Here is a 24827-nt window from a genome sequence, read left to right on the forward strand (position 1 = left end):
CCACCCTCGTTTGCCTGATCGGGCGCCATAGGCGCTACAATAGGGATACTGTTCACTAGTTCCCATTGCTGCCATGACCACTTCCACACCGAATCTCGTCGTCACCCCGTCCGCCCACCCCTTGTCCGACGCCGAGCGCGCCGCGCGCATGGTCAATCCCGCCTTTGGCCGCATCTTCACCGACCACATGGTGGTGATTCCTTACCGCGACGGCAAGTGGCAGCAGGGCGAACTGAAAGCCTACGGCCCGCTGATGCTGGACCCGTCCGCCTCGTCCCTGCACTACGGCCAGGCCATCTTCGAAGGTTACAAGGCGTTTGCCCAGCCGGACGGCAGCATCAAGACTTTCCGTCCGGAACAGAATGCCGAGCGCTTCAACCGCAGCGCCGCGCGCCTGGCCATGCCGGCCATTCCTGTCGAGCTGTTCCTGGAAGCGGGCGACGCGCTCATTTCGCAAGACCGCAACTGGGTGCCGAAGAACACCGGCGAGAGCCTGTACATGCGTCCGCTGATGATCGCCACCGATCCTTACCTGGGCGTGCGTCCATCGGAAGAATACCTGTTCGTGCTGTTCGCCTCGCCGGCCGGCGCCTATTTCCCGAAAGGCGTCAAACCCGTCACCGTATGGATCAGCGAAGACTTCGTGCGCGCCGCGCCGGGCGGCACGGGTGAAGCCAAGTGCGCGGGCAACTACGCGGCCAGCTTGATGGCCCAGTCGCAAGCGCAAGAAAAGGGCTGCGACCAGGTCGTGTGGCTCGACGCCGTGCACCGCGAATTCATCGAGGAAATGGGCGGCATGAATTTGTTCTTCGTCTACAAGGATGGCGAGAAGATCACCGTCGTGACGCCGGAGCTGACGGGCACCTTGCTGCCAGGCATCACCCGCCGCAGCCTGCTGGAAATGGCAAAAGACCTGGGCTATGCGACGGAAGAGCGTAAATTGTCCGTCCAGCAATGGCGCGACGACATCGCCTCGGGCCGCATGACCGAAGTGTTCGCCTGCGGCACGGCCGCTGTCATCACGCCGGTGGGCGTGGCCAAGGCCAACGGCTTTGAAATGACCATCAACAACAATGAAAACGGCGCCGTCACCCTGGCCCTGCGCGAAGCGTTGCTGGGCTTGCAGCATGGCACGGCGGCCGATACGCATGGCTGGATGCATAAAGTTTGCTGATGTACACGTTTGACTGATACCGCGCCGGCACCCAGTTGCCGGCGTTTTTATATCTTGAAGGAATTACGATGAAAATTCGCTCTGTCTTGCCCGCGCTGGCCGCCGTTTTCCTCAGCCTGTCCGCTGGCGCCGTCCACGCGGCCGACGCCAGCTGCGCCATTCCGCGCAACGTCAGCTATTACGATTACGACGTGAAACCGTCGGACGAGAAAAACACGTGCTACAAGCAAAGCACCACCGTGCCCACCGATTACTTCATGCTGGCGCTGTCGTGGTCGCCGGGCTTTTGCGATAGCCAGCGCCGCCGTGGCGCCGTGTCGAAAAAGGCTGCCTTCCAATGCGCCGAGAGCAACCAGTTTGGCTGGATCGTGCATGGCCTGTGGGCGCAGTCGAACAATCCCTCCACGTGCGAAGACATTTCCGTGACGCCGCCGCGCAAGACGGACATGCATCCGCGCTACTGCAAGGGCAATCTGCCGAAACTGGCGCCGTCGGACATCCTGCCCTACATGTGCATGCAGCCGGGCGAAGCCTTGCTGCAGGGCGAATGGGAAAAGCATGGCGCCTGCGATTTCGATACGGCGAAGGAATATTTCGAGAAGGAACGGGAGCTGTTCCAAGCCTTGAAGCTGCCGGACTCCACCATGCCAAAGAACGAGCTGTTCCAGTGGATGAAACAGCACAACCCGCAGCTGAAAGGCCGCTGGCTCGGCTATGAAAAGCATTCGGGTGAATTGCGCATCTGCTATTCGAAAGATTTTAAAGTGATCGACTGCCAGAAGTAATGGCGCTTGCCTGCCCGGCAGAGTCCGTCCATCCATGCTAGTGTATTGCCCGGATCAGCAAGATGAACAGGTAGTTTATGCAGCAGACTAGGCAGTGGCAAACGCAAGCCGTCATGGTGGGCGAGGACGGCTTGCCGCCGGGCGCCCGTTTATGGGCCATGCTGGCGCTGGCCATCGGCGTGGGCATGGCCTCGCTCGATACGGCCATCGCCAACACGGCCTTGCCGGCCATCGCCAGCGAGCTGCACACGACGCCGGCTGCCTCCGTCTGGATCGTGAACGTGTACCAGCTGGCCATGGTGGCGACCCTGCTGCCGTTCTCGGCGCTCGGAGAAATCGCCGGCTACCGGCGGGTGTTCATCTCCGGCATGTTTCTGTTTACCTTGGCCTCGCTCGCTTGCGCGCTGGCCTGGTCCTTGCCGTCGCTGGTGGTGGCGCGGCTGTTCCAGGGCGTCGGCGCCAGCGCCATGATGAGCGTCAACACGGCGCTGCTGCGCACCCTGTATCCGAAGCATTTGCTGGGTCGCGCGTTTGGCAACAATGCGCTGGTGGTGGCCGTCGCGTTCGCCATCGGGCCCACGGCCGCCTCGCTGATCCTGGCGACGGCCTCGTGGCCGTGGCTGTTCGCCATCAATGTGCCGCTGGGCGTGGCCGGTTTTTTCCTCGCCAGCCGCATGCTGCCGGCGACAAAACTGTCCGGTCACACCTTGGATGCGCGCACGGCGCTGTACAACGTGGGCGCTTTTGGCTTGCTGATCCTGCTGTTTGGCGATGCGGCCCATCACGCGGCCCTGTCGACCTTGCTGCCGGAACTGGTGGCCGTGGCGGTCTTCTTTGTGTTGCTGCTGCGCCGCCAGGCGGGGCATGCGGCGCCCATGCTGCCGATCGACCTGTTTCGCCGTCCATTATTCCTGCTGTCGTCGCTGACGGCCATCTGCACGTTCGCCGCGCAGGGGCTGGCGTTTGTGTCTCTGCCATTCTATTTCGAAATGACACTGGGCCGTTCGCCCGTCGAGACGGGGTTTTTGATGACGCCGTGGGCCGTGCTGGTGGCCGTGATGGCGCCCGTGGCCGGACGCCTGAGCGACCGTTATTCGCCGGGCGTGCTGGGTGGCATCGGCCTGGCGGCGCTGGCCGGCGGCTTGCTGACCCTCGTGTGGATACCGGCGCACCCCAGCGTTTTTGACATCGGCTGGCGCATGGCCTTGTGCGGCATCGGTTTCGGTTTTTTCCAGGCGCCCAATCTGAAAGCCATCATGGGCAGCGCGCCGCCCGAGCGGGCCGGCGGCGCCAGCGGCGTGGTGGCCACGTCGCGCCTGATCGGGCAAGCCACGGGCGCCGCGCTCGTCGCGTACTGCTTCACGGTTTCCGCCAGCCGGGGCACGACGTATGCGCTGTGCCTGGCGGCAGGGTTTGCCGCCGTGGCCAGCATCGCCAGCTTCTCGCGCCTGGTGGTGGCGCAGCCGGCGTGGCTGACCGGCAAGGGCGGCTAAACGGCTAGACGTCGATGGCCTTGTCCGACTGCATGCGCTTGCGCAGTTCGAACTTCTGGATCTTGCCCGTCGACGTACGGGGCAGGGGACCGAAATAAATGGCTTTCGGCACCTTGAAACCGGCCAGGTTATTCTTGCAAAAGGCGATCAATTCCGCTTCCGTCACCGTGCCGCCCTCCCGCAGTTCGACGAAGGCGCACGGCGTCTCGCCCCATTTCTCGTCCGGCTGGGCGATGACGGCGGCGGCCAGCACTTGCGGGTGGTGGTACAAGGCGTCTTCCACCTCCACGCTGGAAATGTTTTCGCCGCCGGAAATGATGATGTCCTTGCTGCGGTCCTTCAGCTTGATATAGCCGTCCGGATACATGACGCCAAGGTCGCCCGTGTGGAACCAGCCGCCCGCGAACGCTTCCAGCGTCGCCTTTTCATTCTTCAGATAACCCTTCATGCAGATGTTGCCACGGAACATGATCTCGCCGATCTGTTCGCCGTCGGCCGCCACGGGTTCCATGGTGTCCGGGTCGAGCACGGCGACGGCGCTTTGCAAGTGGTAGCGCACGCCCTGGCGCGATTTCAATATGGCCCGCTCTTCCTGCGACAGCGCTGCCCACTCGTCCTGCTCGGCGCAAATGGCGGCCGGGCCATACACTTCCGTCAAGCCATACGAGTGGATCAAGTCAAAGCCCATGGCTTCGATCTTCGCCACCATGGCCGCCGGCGGCGGCGCGCCAGCCACCATGCCGCGCACGGTCCAATCGATGCCCTCGCGCCAGTTGGCGGGCGCGTTGGCCAGGGCCGCGTGCACGATGGGCGCGGCGCAATAGTGGGTGATGCGCAATTCGCGCATCAGGTCGAACACGAGTTTCGGTTCGAATTTGCGCAGGCACACGTTCACGCCAGCGCGGGCGGCGACGGTCCACGGGAAGCACCAGCCATTGCAGTGGAACATCGGCAAGGTCCACAAGTAGACGGCATGCTTGGGCATGTCCCACTCTAATATATTCGACAAGGCATTGAGGGCCGCGCCGCGGTGGTGGTAGACGACGCCTTTCGGATCGCCCGTGGTGCCGGACGTGTAGTTCAAGGCGATGGCGTCCCATTCGTCGGCCGGCGGCTGCCAGTCGTAATCGGGGTCGCCGCTGGCCAGCAAGGCTTCGTAGTCCAGGTCGGAAAAAGAATCCACTTCCGGCCCCAGCACGTCGTTGACCTGGACCACGCGCAAGCCGGGAATCTGCGCCGCCATCTGGCGCGCCAGCTCGGCAAATTCCGTGTCGGCCAGCAAGACTTTCGCCTGGCCATGGCGCAGCATGAAGGTCAATGAGGCCAGGTCGAGGCGGATATTCAAGGCATTGAGGACGGCGCCAGCCATGGGAACGCCAAAGCTCGCTTCCACCATGGCGGGCGTGTTCGGCAACATCACGGCCACCGTATCGCCCGTGCCCACGCCCAGCTTGATCAATCCCGAGGCCAGGCGGCGCGTGCGCGCATACGTTTCTTGCCACGTCTGCCGCACGGCGCCATGTGCAATTGCCAGGCGATTGCCATATACTGCGGCTGCCCTGGCGATATAGTCGAGCGGGGTGAGGGCGGCGTAGTTGGCGCTGTTTTTGCCGAGGCCGGTGTTGAAATCAGCTGTCATGCTTGTCTCCTGGTAAAAGAATCTTGTAGCTCCCTGTTTCGGGATTGATACCGGTTAGCATAGCACCGGTGCTGGAAAATCACTGTCATCTTAGTGACAGGTCTGAAGGATGGAATGGATAGCAACGATAGTGTAGAACGTGCGATGCCGGAACTCGACAGCCACGACTGGTTCGCGGCCCTCGATCCCCGGCATCAAGCCCTGTTGCGCGCCGGCAGCGTGATCAAGCATTACGAGGCGGGCGCCGTCATCACGCGGCGCGGCGAACCGTCGGCGCACTGGATCGGCGTGCACACGGGCTTGATCAAGCTGGCCGTCTACAATGCCGACGGGCGCGGCGCCACGTTTTCCGGCGTGCCGGCCGGCGGCTGGTGCGGCGAAGGCAGCGTGCTCAAGCGCGAACTGCGCCGCTACGACGTGGTGGCCGTGCGCGCATCGAGCATCCTCCTCGTGCCGGTGGACCTGTTTCATCTGCTGCTGGCCGAGAGCCTCTCCTTTAACGCCTTCGTCATCCGCCAGCTGAACGAACGCATGGGGCAATTCATCGCCACCATCCAGAACCAGCGCTTGCTGGCCGTCGACGCGCAAGTGGCGCAAGCCATCGCGCAGCTGTTCCACCCCATGCTATATCCGCGCACCTCCAGCGTGCTTGAGCTGTCGCAGGAAGAAATCGGCTTGCTGACCGGCATTTCGCGCCAGCGCGTGAACCAGGCGCTGGGCCATCTGGCCGAACTAAAGCTCATCAGCATCGCCTACCAGTCGATCCGCGTCGTCGACCTCGACGGCTTGCGCCGTTATGGCGTAGCGTCGCTGTGATGACAGACTGCTTGCGCGATGTATGGCATGCTGGCGGCTCGTTCACCATATTGACCTGACGCATGGCCCTCGTTTCCGATCATCCCTTGCACCTGCTGGGCTTGCGCTTTCCGCTCCGGCTGCGCGTCACCGTGCGCCAGGGTTTTGTGACCTTGCATAATGAAATCGCCACCAAGAAACTGGCCAGCGGCGACAGTTTCGTCGTGCCCGCCTTCTTGCGCTTTGCCTGTGACGTGATGCCGGGGCGGGGCAAGCCGGCCGTGTTCACCCTGGCGCTGGAAGACGATGAGTCCGATGGCGGCCACGGCGGCGGCAAGCGCTGGAGCCAGGCGCTGGCGCAGCACATCTTCGATACGCCGCAAGGCAAATGGACGGCGGCGCGCCTTGCCACCCTGTGGCAAGTGACGCCGCACAAGGCCAGGGCGCGATTGTTTTCCGAGGGCGAGGCATTGCTCAGCCTGGTGCGCGAACAGCGCCTGGCGCACGCGCTGCACACGGCGGCGCAAGCGGATGCCGATGGCGAACAGGGCGAGCGCGACCTGGCGCAAGTGGCGGCCGGCTCCGGTTTTGCCTCGATCCCCGCGTTTTGCGACGCTTGCGTGGACGTGGCCGGCGTGCGCCCCAGCCTGTTCCTGCGCGGCCAGGCGCCCGGATAGCCAGACTCCGTTATAATCGGGGCCATGGGATACTTATTGAAGCGCAAACAGTGGCACATGTGGTTCGCCTGCCTGGCGATACTGCTCAATGCGCTGTCGCCGTCCCTGTCGTATGCGTTTGCCTCGCACCATGCGAACGCGAACAATGCCGCCGTCGACATCTGCTCGGCCAGCGGCGCCGTCTACAAGCAGGCGGACCTGGCGCCAGCCGCCACATCCACCACCGGTTCCGTGCTGCACCACATCGAGCATTGCCCGTTCTGCATGAGTCATGCAGGCAGCGTGGGCTTGCCGCCTTCGCCAGCATCGGCGCTGGCCGTCATCACGGGTCACGACCTGTATCCGCCCTTGTTTTACCAGGCGCCGCGGGCGCCGTTCGCGTGGCTGGCCGCCAGCCCGCGCGGTCCGCCTTTGGCTGCCTGAACGCCCAGTCACGCCTTCCACGTCTTAACTGTATCCACTACGCCCATCGGGCCGGAATTATCATGAAACGTCGTCTTTTCCTTCTCGCCGGCACGGCGGGATTGCTTACGCTTGCCGCTTGCGAACCAGCGCCGAAACCCCATTACAACGGCCTTGACTTGACGGGAGGCGATTACAAGCCCGACTTCAAATTGAGCGGCCCCGACGGCAAGATGTACACCCTGGCCGACTTCAAGGGCAAGTATGTGATGGTCTTCTTTGGCTTCACGCAATGTCCGGACGTGTGCCCGACAGCCCTGTCGCGCGCGCTGGAAATCCGCCAGAAACTGGGGCCGGATGCCGATAAACTGCAAGTGATCTTCATCAGCATCGATCCCGAGCGCGATACGCCAGAGTTGCTGGGCGAGTACATGCGCGCCTTCGACCCCAGCTTCCTCGGCTTGCGCACGGATCCGAAAAACACGGCGCAGACGGCCTTCAACTACAAGGTCTTCTACCGCCGCGTGCCCAGCGGCAGTTCCTACACGATGGACCATACGGCCATCAGCTATGTGCTCGATACCGAGGGCCGCATGCGCCTGGGCTTGAAGCACCAGTTGACGGGCGACGAGTGCGTGCAAGACATCAAGACCCTGATGAAATCGAAATACACCTTATAACTATCGCGAGGAAATAATCATGACCCATCTGAAAACCCTGCTGGCCACGGCCCTGGCCGTGCTGTCCTTCTCCGCCATCGCACAAACCAGCGTGCAGATCACCGACCCGTGGGTGCGTGCCACCGTGCCGCAGCAAAAAGCCACGGGCGCCTTCATGCAGATCACGGCGCCGAAAGCCATGCGTTTGCTGGAAGTGCGCTCGCCCGTGGCCGGCGTGGCGGAAATCCATGAAATGAGCATGGCGGACAATATGATGCGCATGCGCCAAGTCAAGGAAATCGCCTTGCCAGCCGGTAAAGCCGTCGAGCTGAAGCCGGGCGGCTACCACGTCATGCTGCTGGACCTGAAAGGACAAGTGAAGGCGGGCGACAAGATCCCGCTGACCCTGGTCGTCGAAGGCGAGGACAAGCGCCGCGAAACCATCGAAGTCAATGCCGTGGCGCGTCCGCTGGGCGCCACCTCGGCCCCGATGCCTGCCATGAAGCACTGATCGCCATCATTTTGGCCAGAAGCCCGGTGCGCCGGGCTTTTTTGCGTCCGCCTGGAAGTTAAACGGTTGTTTGATATAATTCCCCACAATATTAAACAGCTGTTTAAATGATGGGAATGGCATGACGCAAGACAAGGAAAACGAAAGAGAAAACGAACCGGCGCGCGCGCGCATCCTGCAGGCGGCCGTCCAGCTGTTTGCCGACGATGGCTACAAGCTCGCGTCCGTGCGCAGGATCTGCGAGGCGGCCCACGTCAATGTGGCGATGGTCAATTATTATTTTCATGGCAAGGAAGAGCTGTACCTGGCCGCCTTCGACCATGCACGCGACCTGGCGCGCGCCTCGGCTGCCGACGTGGCCGCCGCCAGCGCGCAGGCGCAGCTGCCGCCCGTGGAACAATTGCGCCTGGCCATCGAGGCGCTCGTCTCCGACATGCTGCGCTCCGGTTCCGCATCCCTGTTCAGCCGCCTGGTGGCGCGCGAACTGATCGAGCCGACGGCCGCCATTCACAAGCTGGCCGAGCGCAATGTGCGGCCGCAGCATGCGCTGTTCACTCGCCTGATCCGAGGCGTGGTGGGGCCGGCAATGCCGGACGACGTGGTGCAGAAATGCGTGTTCAGCGTGATTGGCCAGGTCGTGTTTTATGCCCGTTCGCGCATCGTGCATGAACTGGTGGTGCCCGAGATTACCTATGACGAGGCGGGCATCGCCGATATCGCCCGGCATATTGCCGCCTTCTCGCTGGCGGCCCTCGACGGCTTGCGCCGCCAGCATCCTGCGCAGGAGCTTGCATGAAGACGAGAAACCTGACCCTCGTGCTGGCCGGGCTGGCCATGCTGGGCCCGTTCGCCACGGATACCTTCTTGCCGTCGTTTCCCGCAATCGGCACGCATTTCGACGTCAGCAGCGTGCTGGTGCAGCAGACCTTGAGCGTCTATCTGGCCGCCTACGCCTTCATGACCTTGTTCTACGGCACCTTGTCCGACTCGTTCGGCCGCCGTCCCGTGATCCTGGGTTCCCTGCTGATCTTTGCCGCCGGCTCCATCGGCGCCGCGTTCGCGCCCAGCTTTGGCTGGCTGCTGTTCTTCCGCGGCATGCAGGGCGCTTCGGCAGGGGCGGGCAGGGTGATCGGACAAGCCATCGTGCGCGACAGCTTGTCGGGCGCGGCCGCGCAAAAGATGCTGGCCAATATCATGATGGTGTTTGGCATCGCGCCGGCCATCGCGCCCATCATCGGCGGCTGGCTGCATGTGGCCTACGGCTGGCAATCGACGTTCGTGTTCACCTTTTCCGTCACCGTGCTGCTGTTGCTGGCTTGCCTGAAAGGCTTGCCGGAAAGTTTGGCCGTCGAGCAACGTCACCCCTTCCACCCAGGCATCATCGCGCGCAATTACTGGCTGGCCTTGCGCCACCGGGCGTTCCTGCTGCGTTCGCTGGCCGTGGCCTTCGCTTTTGGCGGCTTTGCCTTGTACATCGCATCCGCGCCGCATTTCATTCTGGAATTGTTGCGCCTGCCGGAAACGGCGTTCGGCTGGATGTTCATCCCCATGGTGGCCGGTCTGGTCTTGGGTTCGGCACTGTCGGGCAAGCTGGCCCATGCGGTCAAAAGCACCGTGCTGGTGCGCTGGGGCTTGCTGGCTATGGCGGCCACGGGGGCGCTCAATATTGCTTACAACCACTGGTTCGCGGCCAGCATCCCGTTCGCCGTCGTGCCCGTGATGCTGTACGCGTTCGGCATGTCGCTGGCCTTGCCGGGCATGACCATGTCGACGCTCGATATATTCCCGCAGATGCGGGGCCTGGCCGCTTCCCTGCAAAACTTCGTGCAAATGCTGGTGTTTGCGCTGGTGTCCGGTTTTGTCGCACCGTTGCTGTTCGACAGTGCGTTCAAGCTGGCGCTGGGACAGGCTTCGGCCGTGGCGCTGGCCGCCTTTTTCTGGTGGCTGGGCACGCACCAGAGCGCGGTACAGGGTGCGACGGGGATTGTCAAAACGGCATGACCGGGGTTTGAAAAGGTAGGCATGCTTCCTGCTTTGTTACACTGTGACAATCAGACCCGTGTTGCGGGCGCTACAGCACGTGCGCGGGTCTAAGCAGTTTTGCAACTTTACCTTTGGCTATCATGCACTTGATTAACTCCAGTTTGAACCACGCCTTGCGCGTGCCGCTGGCTGCGGAAATCCACTCGCGGCCGTTTTTGCAGCTCGACGCCCCCGAGCTGATCACCCATCTGGCCGTGTATAAAGATGACAGCGCGGCGCCGGGCGCCTCGAATATGGCGGCTCAGCACGCCACCTTGGCCGCCCTGTGCACGCATTTCGGCGTCACGCCGCCCGCTGCCGAAGCCAAGTACTTCTATTACGACTTTGGCCGCTTCCGCCTGAAATGGGAATGCCACACGGAATTTGCCACGTTTACCTTCGCCGAACATCCGGGGCAAGCCTTGCCCCTGGAACAGGCGTTCGAGCGCATGCCGCTGGAGCAATTGCCGCAGCAGTGGCTGGTAGGCTTGAAGGGCAAGCTGATGGTGGCCGCGCACGTGGTGCTCGAGCAGGCGACCGAGCCTGCCGAGATCTTCATGCAGGGTTTGTCGCGCGTGTTCGAGGGCAATACCCTGGCCGGCAGCAAGGTGCTGCAGGGCGGCGAATTGTGGACGGATTTCACGATCCAGTCGGACGGCTTCAGCCGTTTCGTCATCCGCGATGCGGGCATGCGTTCGCAGCAGTCAGGCCGCCTCGTGCAGCGCGTGCTGGAAATCGAAACCTACCGCATGATGGCTTTGCTGGGCTTGCCCTACGCCATGCAGGCGGCGCCATCGTTGAATGCCATCGAAAACGAACTGGCGACCCTGGCCGCCGCCATGGTCGATACGGACGACGCGCCAGGCCTGGCCAAGAGCGACGACGGTGTCTCCGAGCAAGCCTTGCTCGACCGCATCACGCGCCTGGCCGCCCGCATTGAAAAGCTGTCGCTCGACAATAGCTACCGTTTTTCCGCCTCGAAAGCCTACATGGGTCTGGTCAGGGCGCGCATCGACGAGTTGCGCGAAGTGCGCATCGAAGGCATCCCCACGGTCGAGGAATTCATGGATCGCCGTTTGACGCCGGCCATGAACACGTGCGAAGCGATGTCCAGCCGCCAGGAAGCGATGGCGCAGCGCATTGCCAACACGAATGACTTGCTGCGCACGCGCGTGGGCATCGTGCAGGAATTGCAGAACCGCCAAATCCTGCAATCGATGAACGCCCGCGCGGCGCAGCAGCTGCGACTGCAGCAGGCGGTGGAAGGCTTGTCCGTGGCGGCGATCTCGTACTACGTGATCGGCCTGTTCAGCTACACGGGCAAGGCGGCCAAGGTGATGGGCTTGCCCGTGAATCCGGAAATCCTCGTCGGCGCCCTGGTGCCGTTCGTGGCGGCCGCCGTCTGGCTGGGCTTGCGGCGCATGCATCACAAGCTGCACGTGGACTGAGTCGAACGACAGGGGCGCTGAAAATTTGCTATGTTTCAACATTCGACCGTCAGGTGTTCTGAGAGGAAATTGCGTGCTACCGAATGTTGGCGATGTTTACAGTGTGTTTTCGTCCGAGCTGCAGCAGTATGTGGCTTGCCAGGTCACCCGCATCAAGGATGCGTCCTCGTCCAGGCCGGTAGCTGCCGTGCTGGAGCTGGACTGGACCGGCGACGCCTTGCCCGATGCGGCGGCCGTGCAAGCCATGCGGCCGCTGCTGTGCGACTATTTCTTCTGGAATAATCGCCACGACCACTGCTATGCCACGGCAAACGTGCCGCCTGGCCATACCTTTGTTGGCAATGTCGCGCCGCTGGTGGATGTGGAAGTCAACAGCTACCGCAGCGGCTGGAACGTGGGCGACAGCGTGCTGCGCCAGCGCAACTGGGAGCGCATCGACCCGCTGCGGCGCCAGCAATTCAAGGCCGCGTCGGACGAGCGTGAAGTAACAGTTGGCGGCCAGGTCTTGCGGCAGGACGCGACGAAAATCGATGACACCGTCTTGCAGGCGCTGGGCGACGTGTCCGAGTTGGAGCAGCTGCCTTGCCTGATGTCCATCGGGACCAGCAATGGCACGCAGGCCTTGATGGAGTTTATCCAGGGAAATCCCTTCATCAATGAGCTGCACTGGCAATCATCGACGGTGCATGCGCTCGATTTCAGCGGCAGCGGCTTGAGCCGTTTGATCCTGCAGCCTGATGGCGTCACCAGCCTGGTCTTGAATGAAGGCTTGAGCCTGCTCGCGCTGCGCGGTGTGCCATCGCCGGCGCTGCGCGTTGCCGACGGCGCCGGTGGCCGCCATCTGACACTGCAGTGCACGCACACGCTGCCGCCGTTCCACGGCCTGGAGCAACTGGGTGGCCTGTCGCTGGTCAGCATGAAAGACGTCGACCTGGCGCAAGTGGCGCAGCGCTTTCCCCATCTGACGGCCTTGCGCATCTGGGGCAAGCCGGGGCTGGCATCGCACATGGCCAGCCTGGCGCAGCTGACCGCGCTGCGCATGTTCACCGCCTATGACCTGTTCGGTTACACGGCGGAAGAGTTTCCATCTGCCACGCAATTGCCGCAGCTGTCGGCCTTGTGGCTGACCAGCTTGCCCGCCGATGTGGCCAAGGCCATCAAGGCCGGCTACAGGAGGGCGGCGGCGCTGGGACTGGACTTGTCGGTGACCAAGGCACGCAAGCCGGAATGGCTGGCGGACAACCTGCTCAACCCCTTCCGCGACTGGGATGGCCGTGAGCATATTTCCCCCGCGTATGCGAAAAAGGCGGCGCTGGCCTACAAGAACATGCTGGCCGTGACGCGCGGCATCGCCGCCGCCATGGAGGCGACGGCGGCGACGGCCGCGCTGGAGGCGATGGTCACCGCCTATGTCGATGTATTCAGCAAGATCGAGCGGCGCGCGAGCATCATCGAGACGGTCGAACGCGAGGAAATCTACTCGGTACTGGCGGAACTGCTGGCGCAGCTAAGTGGGCAACTGAGCGGGCAGGGCGCGGCGCTGGTCGATGAGGCTGCCTTGCTGGACTTGTTCGACCGCTTGCGCGAATTTTAGTCTCGCACGGCAGTCTAGAAAAAAAGTTCTAGACATGGCGTTCTAGACTGGGTATTCTAGCGGCATGTTAAAAAATACCTCCACTCCCCATCCCACGGCCGCCGAACTGGACCTGCTGCGCATCCTGTGGCAGCGCGGTCCGTCCGACGCCCGCGTCGTGTATGACGCCCTGGCCGCCGAGCGTGCCGACGCCAGTTACGCCACCGTGCTGCGCCAGTTGCAGCTGATGCATGGCAAGGGCTTGCTGAGCCGCGATGAAAGCCAGCGTCCCCAGCTGTATGCGGCCGTCGAAGCGCAGGAAAAGCTGCAAACGAGCTTGCTCAAGGATTTGATCGGCAAGGTGTTTTCCGGCTCCGGCAAGGCGCTCGTGCTGACGGCGCTGCGCGAGCACGTGAGCGACGCGGAACGCCTGGAAATTGAAAAAATCCTGCGTAGCAAGGATGGCGGCGCGCCATGAATCTGGACATGGGCTTGGGCATTGAGTTGGGCAAGCTTGTTCCTGCGCTGGGCTGGGTCCTGCTGTATTTCGTCTGGCAGGGCGTGATCGTCGGCGCCGTGTCCGCTGTCCTGCTCTGGCTGCTGCGCCACGCGAGCGCGCGCTGGCGCTATGCCGTTTGCGCGCTGGCGCTGCTGCTGTGCCTGTGTATTCCCTCGCTCCACCTGCTGTCTCTGCTGTCGGGCACATCACTGGCCCAGTTGCCCGTGGCCGCGCCGCCGGCCTGGCGCGCCGCGCTGCAAGCGTGGATGCCGGCCCTGGTGCTGGCCTGGAGCGCCGGCGTTGGCCTGATGAGCTTGCGGCTGTGCCTGGGCCTGGCCTGGGTCGGCAAGCTGCGCCGCCAGGCCGTGGCTGCCCCGGCCGTCTGGCAGGCGCGCCTCGATGCGTTGGCGCAGCGCATGGGCCTGCAGCGGCGGCCGCCGCTGAAGCTGCATGCGGGCCTGGCCAGCCCCGTCACCGTGGGATTCTGGCGTCCCGTCATCCTGCTGCCGGCAGCCTTGCTGAGCGGCATGCCCGTCGCCTTGCTCGAAGCGCTGCTGGCGCATGAGCTGGCGCACGTGCGGCGCTGGGATTACCTGGTCAATCTGTTGCAAAGCGTGGCCGAGGCGCTGCTGTTCTTTCACCCCGTCGTGTGGTGGTTGTCGGCGCGCATGCGGGCCGAGCGCGAACAGGTGGCCGACGCCCTGGCCGCGCAAGCGCTGCAAGACCCGCAGCAACTGGCCACGGCGCTGCATGCCTTGTCCCTGCAGACGGCCGCGCCGCAGCACTCCGGCTTGCTGATGTCGGCTCGGGGCGGGGCGTTGCTCACGCGTATCGAACGCTTGATGGCGCCCGGTCTGGATGCCGGCAGCTGGAAGCTGGCCGTGCCCGCCTTGCTGCTGGCCTGTGCCACCTTGCTCCTGCAGACGCAGGGCAAGCCCGAAGTCAGCGGCGCGACTTTGGCCGAGGCTGCCGCCGGCATGCTGGACTTGCCCGTCAGCGCCAAACACATGCTGGTGTTCGATGACGCCAGCGGCAAGGTATTGATGGCGAAAGATGCGGACGCCGTCGTGCCCATCGCCTCGATCACCAAGCTGATGACGGCCATGGTGGTGCTCGACGCGGGGCAGGATCATGATGAGCAGGTGCGCATCGTGCGCGCTGATGGTGGTGCGTCCTTGCAACGCCGCAGCCTGCTGGCCGATGGCGTGGCCGTGTCGCGCGGCGCGCTGTTGCAACTGGCGCTGCTGCCGTCCGAAAACCGCGCCGCCGCCGCGCTGGCGCGCACTTATCCCGGCGGCAGCGCGGCTTTTAATGACGCCCTGCAGGCGAAGATCCGCCACCTGGGCTTGCTCCGCACCACCTTGCTGGACCCCGTCGGCAGTTCGCCCGCGAATACGTCCACGGCCAGCGAGGTGGCCAAGATCGTCGCGGCCGCCGCGCGCTATCCGGACATCGCGCGCATCACCAGCCACCCGCAAGCGAGCGTGGCCGTCAATGGCAAGGTCCGCACCTTGCACAACACCAATCCATTGGTGGGCGGCAAGGGCTGGGACATCGTGTTGTCGAAGACGGGCAGCAGCCACGAGGCGGGCAGTTGCCTGACGATGCGCATGCGCAGCGGCGGCAAGCACGTCACCGTGGTGCTGCTGGACGCCGACGGTGCGCAGCGGCGCTCCCTCGACGCCGGACACATCCGCGACACCCTGGCCGACAGGACCGGCCGCATGTAGATACCCCCCCCCCCGGGCGCGCCAGTGCGGGCGCCCTTCTTTTTACACTCTGGAGATGAAGATGACACTATTGGCGAAGTTGATGCTGGCTACGGTTGCGACCATGACGGCTGGCACGGTGCAGGCGAAGGCACCCGCACAGGTGCAGGATAAACCGGTAAATTGCGACAATTGCAAGGAATGGAACGCGCCCGTCAAGCCGTTCAATGTCTTTGGCAATACCTGGTATGTGGGCACGGCCGGCCTGTCCGCCGTGTTGGTGACGAGCCCGCAAGGCCATATCCTGCTCGACGGCGCGCTGCCGCAATCGGCGCCCTTGATCATCGCAAACATCAAGGCGCTGGGCTTTCGCATCGAGGATGTGAAATACATCCTCAATTCGCACGCTCATTGGGACCATGCGGGCGGCATCGCCGCGCTGCAGCGGGCCAGCGACGCCACCGTGATGGCCAGCGCGGCGGCCGCCCCGGTGCTGCAAAGCGGCACCAACGGCAAGGACGATCCGCAGTACCAGGCCGATCCCGTCGTGCATGTGGCCAAGGTGAGCAAGGTCAGCCTGGTAGGCGAGGGCGATACCGTCAAGGTGGGACCGTTGACCTTGACGGCCCACATGACGCCGGGCCACACCCCCGGCGGCACGACGTGGACGTGGACGTCGTGCGAAGGCCAGCGCTGCCTGGACGTCGTATATGCGGATAGCCTGAACCCGTATTCCAGCGGCGATTTCACGTACACGGGCAAAGGCGGCAAGCCCGATATTTCGGCCTCGTTCGAAGCGAGCATCGCCAAGGTGGCCGCTTTGCCATGCGACATCATCATTCCCGTGCATCCGGGCACGACGGACGTGCTGGGCAAGGCCGCCAAGCGCAGCGGTCAAGACAATCCCCTGATCGACGCCAACGCCTGCCGCGCCTATGCGGCCGAAGCGGGCGGCTTGCTGGCCAAGAAGCTGGCGAAAGAGCGGGGCGTGGCGTTACCAGCCGAAGCCAAGGGCGCCGCGCATGCGCATTAAGCTTTTTACTCTGCCGCCTGCCGCTGTTTGTGCAGGCGTTTCAGGAATACCGTCATTTCCTTGACGGCTTGCAGGTCGCCTTGCTGCTGGGCCACGGTCACGCCGGTGGTCCACGCAGCCTGCGCTTCGTCCAGCCGGCCCAGCTGGTGCAAGGCCTTGCCCAGCAGTTTCCAAGCGGCGGAATAGCCGGGCTGCTGCACGGTGGCTTGCGCCAGGTGCAGGGCGGCTTGCTCGGCATCATGGTCTTTCAGGCAGGCATCTCCCAGGCCAAAGCGCAGCAGCGCGTTGTCGCGCCCCTGCGCCAGCAGTTTTTCCAGATTTTCACGCATCAAGAGTCCTATTAATATGCAAGTTTATTCTTGTATATTAACGTTTCCGCTTGCAAGTAACAAGCCCGCGTTCAATCCCGCACCTCCACCACCAGCTTGCCGCGCGCGCTGCCGTCCATCTGCGCCGCATGCGCATCGTGCGCCGTGCGCAGGGTAAAGCGGCGTGGATCGAGCCGCACCTGCAGCTTGCCCGCCTCGATTAACTTGTTGGCTTCGCGCAGGATGGCGCCATGGCGCGCGTGGCCTTGGCCGCTCAACAGGGGCAGCAGGGTGAACACGCCCGAGTATGTTGCCGCGCGCGCCGTCAGCGGGCTCAGGGCGAACGTGCCCCAGCCCAGGCAACTGACGACGTGGCCGCCGTAGAGGCGTGCCGCCTGGAAGCTGGCGTCCAGGGTGGCGCCGCCCACCGTGTCGTAGACGATGTCGAAGCCGGCGCCGCCCGTGTGTTCGGCCACGTAGTCATCCACCGTGCTGGTGCGGTAATCGATGAAATGGGCGCCCAGCGCCTCGATGGCGTCGCGGCTGGCCGCGCTGCCCGTGGCATACACTTTGGCGCCAAGGGCGACGGCGAGCTGCACGGCCATGTGGCCCACGCCGCCCGCGCCGCCATGCACGAGCACGCTGTCGCCCGCCTTCACGTGGGCGCGGTCGACCAAACCTTCCCAGGCCGTGATGGAGACGAGGGGCAGGGCGGCCGCCTCGCGCATGCCCAGCGCTGGCGGCACGGGCGCCAGCAGCGCGGCGTCGAAGACGCCGTACTCGGCCAGCGAGCCCTGGATGCCGGCTATGCCGCCCGCCATGCCATAGACTGTTGCGCCAACGTGAAAAGTCGTCACGCCATCGCCCACGGCCGCCACCGTGCCGGCCACGTCGATGCCGAGGATGGCGGGCAGGCGGGGCCGGGCGTGCGGGGCGGCGCCGGCGGCGATTTTCGTGTCGAGCGGATTGACGCCGCTGGCGGCGATGCGCACGAGGACTTGCCCGGGGCCGGGCTGCGGCACGGGAACGTTTTCGATGGTCATGGGGGCGGCAAAGCTGGTGAGGACGAGGGCTTGCATGGGGTTCTCCTGTGGTTGATGCCCCAGTCTAGGCGGAGCCGGCGCAAAGAAAAACGGGGCGCGGCCCCATACACTATTTCGATATCGTGGATAATCATAGTCAAACAGGAGGAAATGCATGGACAGGCTGGAAGCGATGCAGGTGTTTTGCGCCGTGGTCGAGGCGGGCGGTTTCAGCAAGGCGGCGCAGCGCCTGGGCATTTCGACCTCGTCCGTGACGAACCAGGTGGCGGCGCTGGAAAAACACTTTGGCGTGCGCCTCTTGCAGCGCACCACGCGCAGCATGTCGCTGACGGCCGAAGGCCGGCAGTGCCATGCGCAGGCGCGCCAGATGCTGGCCGATATGGCCGCACTGGAGTCCAGTCTTGAACAGGCGGCCGGGAAACCCTCGGGCAGCTTGCGCGTGGATATGCCCAGCAGCATCAGCCGCAACCTGGTGGCGCCCGCCTTGCCCCGTTTTACGGCCGCCTGTCCCGACATTTCCCTGCGCCTGACGGTCAGCGACCGCCTGGTCGACATGGTGGAAGAGGGCATCGACGTGATGCTGCGCATCGGCGAGCCGCAGGATTCGTCGCTGGTGGCGCGCAGCCTGCTGAAGATGGATTACCTGTGCTGCGCCTCGCCCGCCTTTGTGGCCCGGCATGGCCTGCCGCGCACGCCGCAGGAGCTGGACCAGTTTGCCTGCCTGCATTTCCTGTACCCGAAATCGCGCCAGGTGCGTCCGTGGCTGTTCCAGGCCAAGGAGGGAGAGGCGGGCGCTGCCGCGTATGCGCACACGCCGCCGGCCGCCCTGGCCTTCGACCATATCGAATCGATGATCGCCGCCGCCCAGGCCGGCTGCGGCATCGTGCAGGCGCTGTCTGTTTCCGTGCTGCGGCCGCTGCGTGAGGGCAGCCTCGTGCCCGTGCTGCAACCGTTCCGCACGCGCGGGCCGGACCTGTGGGCGCTGTTCCACCCGCGCCAGCTGCGCGCGGCCAAGGTGCAGGTGTTCGTGGAGTTTTTGGCGCAGATTATTGATGAAGGCTTTAATGAGAATTGATTATCAATTATAATGCAAGCCTATTGCATTGAATTGCCCATTGTCAGGAATCCCCATGTCCGTGTTTTTACGCCGCCCCGTGGCGCTCTTGCTGGCCGCCGCCAGCCCCTGGTCACTGGCAGTCGATGGTGCGCAGCCCGATGATGTCGTCACCGTCAAGGCCGAGCGCCAGCACTACCGCAGCCTGTCCGCCACGGGCGCCACCAAGACGGACGCCTTGCTGATGGACTTGCCGCAAAGTGTGCGCGTGCTGACCGGCGACCTGCTGCGCGACGCGGGCGTGACGACCCTGGCTGGCGCCCTGGACCTGGCCAGCGGTATTGCAAAACAAAGCCCGCTGGGCGGCCTGTGGGACAGCTACGCCATGCGCGGTTTCACGGGCGATCCGAATTTCGGTTCCGACTACATGGTCAACGGTTTCAGTTCCAGCCGCGGCTACAACGGCATGCGCGACGGCGGCAACACGCAAGCCGTCGAAGTGCTGAAAGGCCCGGCCTCCGCCCTGTACGGCCGGGGCGAGCCGGGCGGCACCGTGAATATCACGACGAAAAAACCGAAGTTCGCGCCTGAATACAGCGCCGATGTTTCTCTCGGCAGTTTCCAGACGCGCCGCGCCGCGCTGGACTTGACAGGACCCTTGAGCGACACCATCGCCTATCGCCTGAACGCGGCGCATGACGAAGGGCACAGCTTCCGCGATACGGTGAAGGTCGAGCGCAGCCTGTTTGCTCCGTCCTTCCTCTGGCTGGTGGGCGAGCACACGACCGTGTCGTATGAAATCGAAGCCGTGCGGCAGCGCGCGCCGTTTGACCGTGGCATCGTCGCCGTGAATGGCAGGCTGGGGGCGGTGCCAGTGTCGCGCTTCCTGGGCGAGCCGGCCGACGGCCCCATGACGGTCAAGTCGCTGGGACAGCAGCTGTTCATCCATCACGCGCTGTCCGACGACTGGACGGTGCAGGCGGGCGCTTCCTACCGCGACAGCGAATTGCGCGGTTATTCGACCGAGGCGAGCAAGCTGCTGGCCGATGGCCGCACCTTGCAACGCCAGCGCCGCCACCGCGATTTCTCGGCCACCGACGTGTCGGCACGCGTTGAAGTACTGGGCAAGTTCAGGACGGGCGCGTTGGCGCACGAGGTGCTGGCCGGCGTCGACGCCTATCATTTCGACGACCACCGGGTGCAGCTGCGCCGCAATCCCTCGGCCGCGAATGCCTATGCCATCGACATTTTCAATCCCGTGTATGGCGGCAAGGCCGATCCGCTGGCCTTGGCCGTCGACACGCAGGAAGGGCAAAAGGCGCAGGGACTGTATGCGCAGGACCAGATCGACCTGGGCGCGCAATGGAAGGCGCTGGTCGGCGTGCGCCGTGATAGCTACACGCAGGACGTGACGAATAATCGCCTGCACGTGAGCAACCGCCAGTCGCTGTCGGCCACCAGCCCGCGCGCGGGCCTCGTCTACCAGCCGTCGAAGGCGTGGTCGCTGTATGCGAGCGCGGCCAAGGGTTTCCGGCCCAACAGCGGCATCAGCATAGCCAACCAGGCGTTTCCCGCAGAGCGCAGCCGCTCGTATGAGCTGGGCGCCAAGCTGGAAACGGGCAAGCTGACGGGCACCGTGGCCGTGTACGACATCCGCAAGAGCAATGTGCTGACGACGAATCCCGCCAACACGGATTTCGCCGTTGCGGCGGGCGAGGTGGGCAGCCGGGGACTGGAGCTCGACGTGTCGGGTGAAGTGGAGCGCGGCTTGCGCGTCTCGGGCGCCTATGCCTACACCAACGCCACCGTTACGCGCGGCGACAATACGATCGTGACGGGCAGCCGCTTCGCCAATGTGCCGCGCCACAGCGCCAACCTGCTGGCCACGCAGCAATTCGCGCTGGGCACGGGCACGGCCAGCGTGGGCGGCGGCGTGCAATACGTGGGCGAGCGCCTGGGCGACGTCGCCGTCAGCAGCAAATTTACCCTGCCGGCCTATACGACGGCCAAACTGCTGGCGTCTTATTCGCCGACGGCGAAACTGCGCCTGGCCCTGAACGTGGAAAACCTGTTCAACCGCAGCTATTATGCGAGTTCCTACAGCCAGCTGTGGGTGGCGCCGGGGGCGGAGCGTACGGTGACGGTGAATGCGCATTACAGGTTTTGATGTATTCCCCCAACAGCAAAGTGCTGGGGGCGGACCTTAAGGTCCGACCCCAGTTTCTGCCGTTGGGGTACGCACGCGACTCTTACCCTTACATTAAAAATGAATAAATGACTGTTTCCCTGACTTCCCCCGCCACCCTGCGCACCCGCATCGCCGTCATCGACGTCATGCGTGGCCTCGTCATGCTGATCATGCTGTTCGACCATGTGCGCGAAACGTTCTTTCTGCATCACCAGGTCAGCGACCCCATGGATGCGGCCCACGTCGACCCGGCCCTGTTCTTCACGCGCCTGGCCGCCCACGTGTGCGCGCCCATGTTCGTCTTTTTGACGGGTTTGTCCGCCTGGCTGTATGCGCATCCGGCCGCCGGTCCGCGCAATGCCAGCGGTTTCCTGTTCAAGCGGGGCTTGCTGCTCGTCGTGCTGGAACTGGTGTTCGTCAATTTTGCCTGGATGGGTACTTTCACGCCGGCGATCCTGTATCTGCAGGTGATCTGGGTCATCGGCCTGGCCATGATGGCGCTGGCCGTGCTGCACAAGCTGCCGTTGAAAGTGCTGGTCGTGCTGGGCGTGGCGATCAGCGCCGGCCAGCATTTGTTTACCTGGCTGCACGCGGAAGAGGGTAGCCTTGGCTACTATCTGCTGACGGTATTGCTGCAACGCGGTTATCTGGTGGCCGATGGCGCCATGAAGATCAAGGTCAGCTATCCGCTGTTGCCGTGGATAGGCGTGATCGTGCTCGGCTATGCGGCCGGGCCCCTGTATGCACGGGGGCTGTCCGCTGAAGGACGCCGTCGCTTGCTGCTGGCGCTGGGCGGTGGCAGCTTGCTGCTGCTGGCCGTGCTGCGCGGCTTGAATATCTATGGCGAAACCTTGCCGTGGCTGGCCGGCGACACGGCCTTGCGCACGGCCATGAGCGTGCTGAACTTCACCAAGTATCCGCCGTCGCTGGACTTCCTGCTGTTCACTCTGGGCCTGGGCTTGCTGGGCATGGCCTGGCTGGAAAGCGTCGATAACTGGTTTACGCGCGCTTGCGCCACCTTTGGCGGCGCGCCCATGTTTTACTATTTGCTGCACCTGTATCTGCTGCTGGCCATCGGCATCACCTTGACGGCTGTGCTGGGCGCCAACCATGGCAACCGTTATGGCGTCGAGCACATCTGGCAAGTGTGGCTGATCGCGCTGGCCCTGATGCCCGTGCTGTACTTTCCTTGCCGCGCGTTCGCCAATTACAAGCGCACGTCGAAGCAGGCGTGGGTGCGCTACTTCTAAGCTCGCCTACTTGCAGTACAGCCTGTCAATGCTGTGCGACGATGCCAAGTAATGCCGCGTCTGCCACCCGATGGCCACCCGGTAGGCGCACGGTGGATCGAGCGCCACGTTGACGGGGAAGCCGCCATTGTTGCCTGATAAGTGAGGCCCGCCCGCGCCGCCGCGGAACAGGTAATTGCTCGGTGGCGGTGGCGGGGTGAAGCTGGCGGCCGGCAGCGGTGGCGGCGGGTGCGTGATGCCATTGTTGTTGGAAATCGTGATATTGAAAAAGCGCAGATGCGGGTGGTCGATCGTGTACAGGATATGCACGAGGCCGCCGGCGATGGGGTTGCAGGCATTGCTGCGCAGCTCTTCCAGGTCCAGCGCCACGATGACGGGCGAGTTGTCGAAGACGATGGAATCGAGTCCGTCCGTGGCCACGAGCGCCAGGCTGACGCCGTCGCGCACCTCGAAGCCCAGGCGGTAGCGGCGTATCGGTTCGCTCTCGGCCGCCGTCAAGCTGCGCCCCGCGTCGAGGATGGGCAAGCCGCCCGGCAGCTTGGCCGGGTGCAGACTGGTGATGGCCGGCGTATTCACGGTCAGCAAGTCAAACGTGCGCAGGAAGATGTTGGGCGCCACATTGACGATGGCCGTCGTGCCGTCGCGCATGTCCACGGTGACGGGCTTGCCGTCCACCCGTATCCAGCCGCCCGGTTTCAAATCGCCCGCATCGATGATGACGGGCGCCGAATCGCCGAGGCCCAGACCGTTCGTATAAAACACATAGCCGACGTGCGTGCCGAGCACTTGCGTCAACGGCGCCAGATTGGCGGGCGCCACCGAGGGGATGGCGGCCGGGTCGTCGCTGCCGCCGGGCCAGGTCCATTCGCCGATGAGAAAACGGTATTCCAGCGGGTTGGCGGGAATGGCGCTGTTGCGCAGCGGACAATTGCCCTTCAGGGTGACGCCGCCGGCGAACACATACGAGGCGCCGGGGCCGCCCGCATAGCCTTGCGCGGAAAAGCCTGCCAGCGAGGGAAACGGATGGATGTCGAAGATTTCCACCTGCTGCCAGTGGGGCACGCCTTCCACGTCCGGCGGCAAGACTTCTTTCGAGCACAATTCCACGCAGAAGCAGTGACCCACGTTTTCGCGCCCTGGCTGGCGGCCGTTGGCCTGCGTTTCCGACAGGATGGGGACGCTGCCCAGCTGCGCCGTGAAATACACGTCGGGGCCGCTGGCGAATTCCACGTTGATGAATGGAGAGAAAGGCGTCAAGGTGAAGTCGGACGTCAGGTAATCGATGCGGAAGTGCCCGCTGGCGTCCGTCACCGCGACACCGAGCGCATCGTCCTGCAGCCAGTCGGCGTCGAACGCCCGCACGGTGGCGCCCGCGATGGGCGCGTGGGGAGCGTCGCAGGTGCGCAGCCGGCCGCAGATGGTCCAGGCGCCGAAGCGGGCGCGCACGAGGCACCAGAAGCGTTGCGGCAGGCAATAGTCCCAGATGGCGAGGAAGTCGTTCTCTACCTGGCGCCAGCGGGGCTGGATGGTGGTGATGGAAAATTGCAGCGGCACGGGGTCTTTCGGCCCCGGTTTCAACCGCGGCACGGTAGGGCACAGGATATCGACTTCCACGGCCTCGCCCCGGTAATCGCCTGCCAAGGTGAAACTGTAGTTCCCGTCCTCGTCCGTGCGCGCTTCGGCCAGCAGGAACGGTGCTTTCGCCTGCACTTCCTCGTCGGTGAGGATGGCGAAGGTTTCCTTGGCGCTGGCCATGGCCAGAGCCGTGACGTTTTGCGACTCGCGCGGCCGGTACAGGCGCACGATGACGTGCGACAAGGCTTCAGGACACTCGGCACAGATCAGGCCGCACAGCTTGCCCCGCAGGATATAGGCCATGATGGCTCCCTTGCTGATGTGGACGGCGCGCCGCTCGGAATGGGGGCGCTGTTACCAAGCTAGCAAATGAGCAGCCGTCGGGCTTGATCTGGCTTAAACCTGCTTTCTATTTAATCAGCGCCAATACCTCGCGGAAACGCGGGTGCTTGCAGTCCCGCAGCCATTCGAAGGCCAGCATTTCCACCGTCACCAGATGGGCGCCCAGCTTGCCCAGGCGGGCCAGCGCCGCGTCGCGGCTGGCCCCCTGGCGCGAACCGACGGCATCGATGGCGATGATGACCTCGTACCTCAGCTCCAGCAGGCCGATGGCCGTCTGCAGCATGCACACATGGGCTTCGCACCCCGTGACGACGATCTGTTTGCGCCCTGGCGGCAAGATGTCCTGCAAGCCATCGAAACAGGCGCCGAAATGCGTCTTGTGCAAGGTCCGTTCGCACAGGGCGGCGATCTCTTCCACGTTCGGCCCCAGTCCCTGGCGGTTCTGTTCCGTGCCCAGCACGGGCACGTCGAGCAGCCGGGCAATCTTTGCCAGGCGCAGGTTTTGCGCCAGCACGAGGCCCGCATCGTGGATGGCCGGCATCAAGCGGCCTTGCAGGTCGACAATGACCAGAACGGCCTGGTTCGCATCCATCAGCATGGCGTTCTCCTTATTAGTATGTGGCGACAGTGTAGCGCGCGGCAGCGTGC

23 protein-coding genes are annotated in these 24827 nt (G+C 64.0%); 18 read left to right on the forward strand and 5 right to left on the reverse strand.

Annotated elements, in window-relative coordinates; all coding sequences use genetic code 11:
* Positions 1-73: 73 nt before the first annotated feature.
* From ASN89_RS22305 to ASN89_RS22315, 3 genes are all read left to right on the forward strand, one after another.
* On the forward strand, positions 74-1174 hold the full coding sequence (locus ASN89_RS22305; protein WP_058050799.1) for a branched-chain amino acid aminotransferase: 1101 nt from the start codon (positions 74-76) through the stop codon (positions 1172-1174).
* 68 nt (positions 1175-1242) lie between these two features.
* The gene (locus tag ASN89_RS22310) at positions 1243-1959 is read left to right on the forward strand and encodes a ribonuclease T2 family protein (protein ID WP_082654694.1); all 717 of its coding nucleotides are present in this window, start codon (positions 1243-1245) and stop codon (positions 1957-1959) included.
* A 77-nt stretch (positions 1960-2036) separates the two neighbouring features.
* A complete protein-coding gene (locus ASN89_RS22315) occupies positions 2037-3452 on the forward strand; it encodes an MFS transporter (protein ID WP_058050800.1) in 1416 nt (471 codons plus the stop codon).
* A 4-nt stretch (positions 3453-3456) separates the two neighbouring features.
* On the opposite strand, the gene ASN89_RS22320 is transcribed toward ASN89_RS22315, so the two are convergent.
* Positions 3457-5091 carry an acyl-CoA synthetase gene (locus ASN89_RS22320; RefSeq protein WP_058050801.1) on the reverse strand — a complete coding sequence of 545 codons (1635 nt, stop codon included), beginning with the start codon at positions 5089-5091 and terminating at the stop codon, positions 3457-3459.
* A gap of 114 nt (positions 5092-5205) precedes the next feature.
* Between ASN89_RS22320 and ASN89_RS22325 the strand changes: the two genes are divergently transcribed.
* From ASN89_RS22325 to bla, 12 genes are all read left to right on the forward strand, one after another.
* Positions 5206-5907, forward strand: coding sequence for a Crp/Fnr family transcriptional regulator (locus ASN89_RS22325; RefSeq protein WP_414842523.1), 702 nt, complete (start codon positions 5206-5208; stop codon positions 5905-5907).
* Positions 5908-5969: 62 nt separating this feature from the next.
* A complete protein-coding gene (locus tag ASN89_RS22330) occupies positions 5970-6563 on the forward strand; it encodes a hypothetical protein (RefSeq protein WP_058050803.1) in 594 nt (197 codons plus the stop codon).
* A 36-nt stretch (positions 6564-6599) separates the two neighbouring features.
* Positions 6600-6986 carry a DUF2946 domain-containing protein gene (locus ASN89_RS22335; protein ID WP_161911794.1) on the forward strand — a complete coding sequence of 129 codons (387 nt, stop codon included), beginning with the start codon at positions 6600-6602 and terminating at the stop codon, positions 6984-6986.
* A 62-nt stretch (positions 6987-7048) separates the two neighbouring features.
* Positions 7049-7645 carry an SCO family protein gene (locus ASN89_RS22340; protein WP_058050805.1) on the forward strand — a complete coding sequence of 199 codons (597 nt, stop codon included), beginning with the start codon at positions 7049-7051 and terminating at the stop codon, positions 7643-7645.
* A gap of 19 nt (positions 7646-7664) precedes the next feature.
* Entirely contained in the window at positions 7665-8135 is a 471-nt protein-coding gene (locus ASN89_RS22345; RefSeq protein ID WP_058050806.1) for a copper chaperone PCu(A)C, read from the forward strand.
* A gap of 121 nt (positions 8136-8256) precedes the next feature.
* Positions 8257-8931 carry a CerR family C-terminal domain-containing protein gene (locus ASN89_RS22350; protein ID WP_058050807.1) on the forward strand — a complete coding sequence of 225 codons (675 nt, stop codon included), beginning with the start codon at positions 8257-8259 and terminating at the stop codon, positions 8929-8931.
* Positions 8928-10136, forward strand: coding sequence for a multidrug effflux MFS transporter (locus ASN89_RS22355; RefSeq protein WP_058050808.1), 1209 nt, complete (start codon positions 8928-8930; stop codon positions 10134-10136). The genes ASN89_RS22350 and ASN89_RS22355 overlap by 4 nt, the downstream gene beginning before the upstream one ends.
* A 122-nt stretch (positions 10137-10258) precedes the next feature.
* A complete protein-coding gene (locus tag ASN89_RS22360) occupies positions 10259-11605 on the forward strand; it encodes a DUF3422 family protein (RefSeq protein ID WP_058050809.1) in 1347 nt (448 codons plus the stop codon).
* Between the two features lie 73 nt (positions 11606-11678).
* Positions 11679-13199, forward strand: coding sequence for a hypothetical protein (locus ASN89_RS22365; RefSeq protein ID WP_058050810.1), 1521 nt, complete (start codon positions 11679-11681; stop codon positions 13197-13199).
* Between the two features lie 64 nt (positions 13200-13263).
* Positions 13264-13656 carry a BlaI/MecI/CopY family transcriptional regulator gene (locus ASN89_RS22370; RefSeq protein ID WP_058050811.1) on the forward strand — a complete coding sequence of 131 codons (393 nt, stop codon included), beginning with the start codon at positions 13264-13266 and terminating at the stop codon, positions 13654-13656.
* Positions 13653-15407 (forward strand): M56 family metallopeptidase, encoded by a 1755-nt coding sequence (locus tag ASN89_RS22375; RefSeq protein WP_058050812.1) that lies wholly within the window; start codon positions 13653-13655, stop codon positions 15405-15407. Before ASN89_RS22370 ends, ASN89_RS22375 begins: the two co-directional genes overlap by 4 nt.
* A gap of 61 nt (positions 15408-15468) precedes the next feature.
* Positions 15469-16419: a subclass B3 metallo-beta-lactamase gene (gene bla / locus ASN89_RS22380; RefSeq protein WP_235502043.1), complete on the forward strand. Its 951-nt coding sequence runs from the start codon at positions 15469-15471 to the stop codon at positions 16417-16419.
* Positions 16420-16424: 5 nt separating this feature from the next.
* Here bla and ASN89_RS22385 read toward each other — a convergent pair whose 3' ends face one another.
* Together ASN89_RS22385 and ASN89_RS22390 are read right to left on the reverse strand one after the other, a co-directional pair.
* Positions 16425-16748, reverse strand: a complete 324-nt coding sequence (locus tag ASN89_RS22385) for a tetratricopeptide repeat protein (RefSeq protein WP_046683746.1) — start codon at positions 16746-16748, stop codon at positions 16425-16427.
* A gap of 71 nt (positions 16749-16819) precedes the next feature.
* On the reverse strand, positions 16820-17806 hold the full coding sequence (locus tag ASN89_RS22390) for a zinc-dependent alcohol dehydrogenase family protein (protein WP_058050813.1): 987 nt from the start codon (positions 17804-17806) through the stop codon (positions 16820-16822).
* A gap of 118 nt (positions 17807-17924) precedes the next feature.
* On the opposite strand from ASN89_RS22390, the gene ASN89_RS22395 reads away from it, so the two are divergent.
* The 3 genes from ASN89_RS22395 (at position 17925) to ASN89_RS22405 (ending at position 22262) form a co-directional block, all read left to right on the forward strand.
* Entirely contained in the window at positions 17925-18845 is a 921-nt protein-coding gene (locus tag ASN89_RS22395; RefSeq protein WP_058050814.1) for a LysR family transcriptional regulator, read from the forward strand.
* Between the two features lie 55 nt (positions 18846-18900).
* Positions 18901-20991 carry a TonB-dependent siderophore receptor gene (locus tag ASN89_RS22400; RefSeq protein WP_058050815.1) on the forward strand — a complete coding sequence of 697 codons (2091 nt, stop codon included), beginning with the start codon at positions 18901-18903 and terminating at the stop codon, positions 20989-20991.
* A gap of 107 nt (positions 20992-21098) precedes the next feature.
* The gene (locus tag ASN89_RS22405) at positions 21099-22262 is read left to right on the forward strand and encodes a DUF1624 domain-containing protein (protein ID WP_058050816.1); all 1164 of its coding nucleotides are present in this window, start codon (positions 21099-21101) and stop codon (positions 22260-22262) included.
* A 6-nt stretch (positions 22263-22268) separates the two neighbouring features.
* Here the strand turns inward: ASN89_RS22405 and ASN89_RS22410 are convergent, their stop codons facing one another.
* Entirely contained in the window at positions 22269-24140 is a 1872-nt protein-coding gene (locus ASN89_RS22410; RefSeq protein WP_058050817.1) for a carboxypeptidase regulatory-like domain-containing protein, read from the reverse strand.
* A 106-nt stretch (positions 24141-24246) separates the two neighbouring features.
* Entirely contained in the window at positions 24247-24777 is a 531-nt protein-coding gene (locus tag ASN89_RS22415; RefSeq protein ID WP_058050818.1) for an isochorismatase family protein, read from the reverse strand.
* Between the last annotated feature and the right edge of the window lie 50 nt (positions 24778-24827).

Source organism: Janthinobacterium sp. Ant5-2-1, assembly GCF_001445815.1.
In the GTDB taxonomy this organism is placed as follows: domain Bacteria; phylum Pseudomonadota; class Gammaproteobacteria; order Burkholderiales; family Burkholderiaceae_D; genus Janthinobacterium; species Janthinobacterium lividum_E.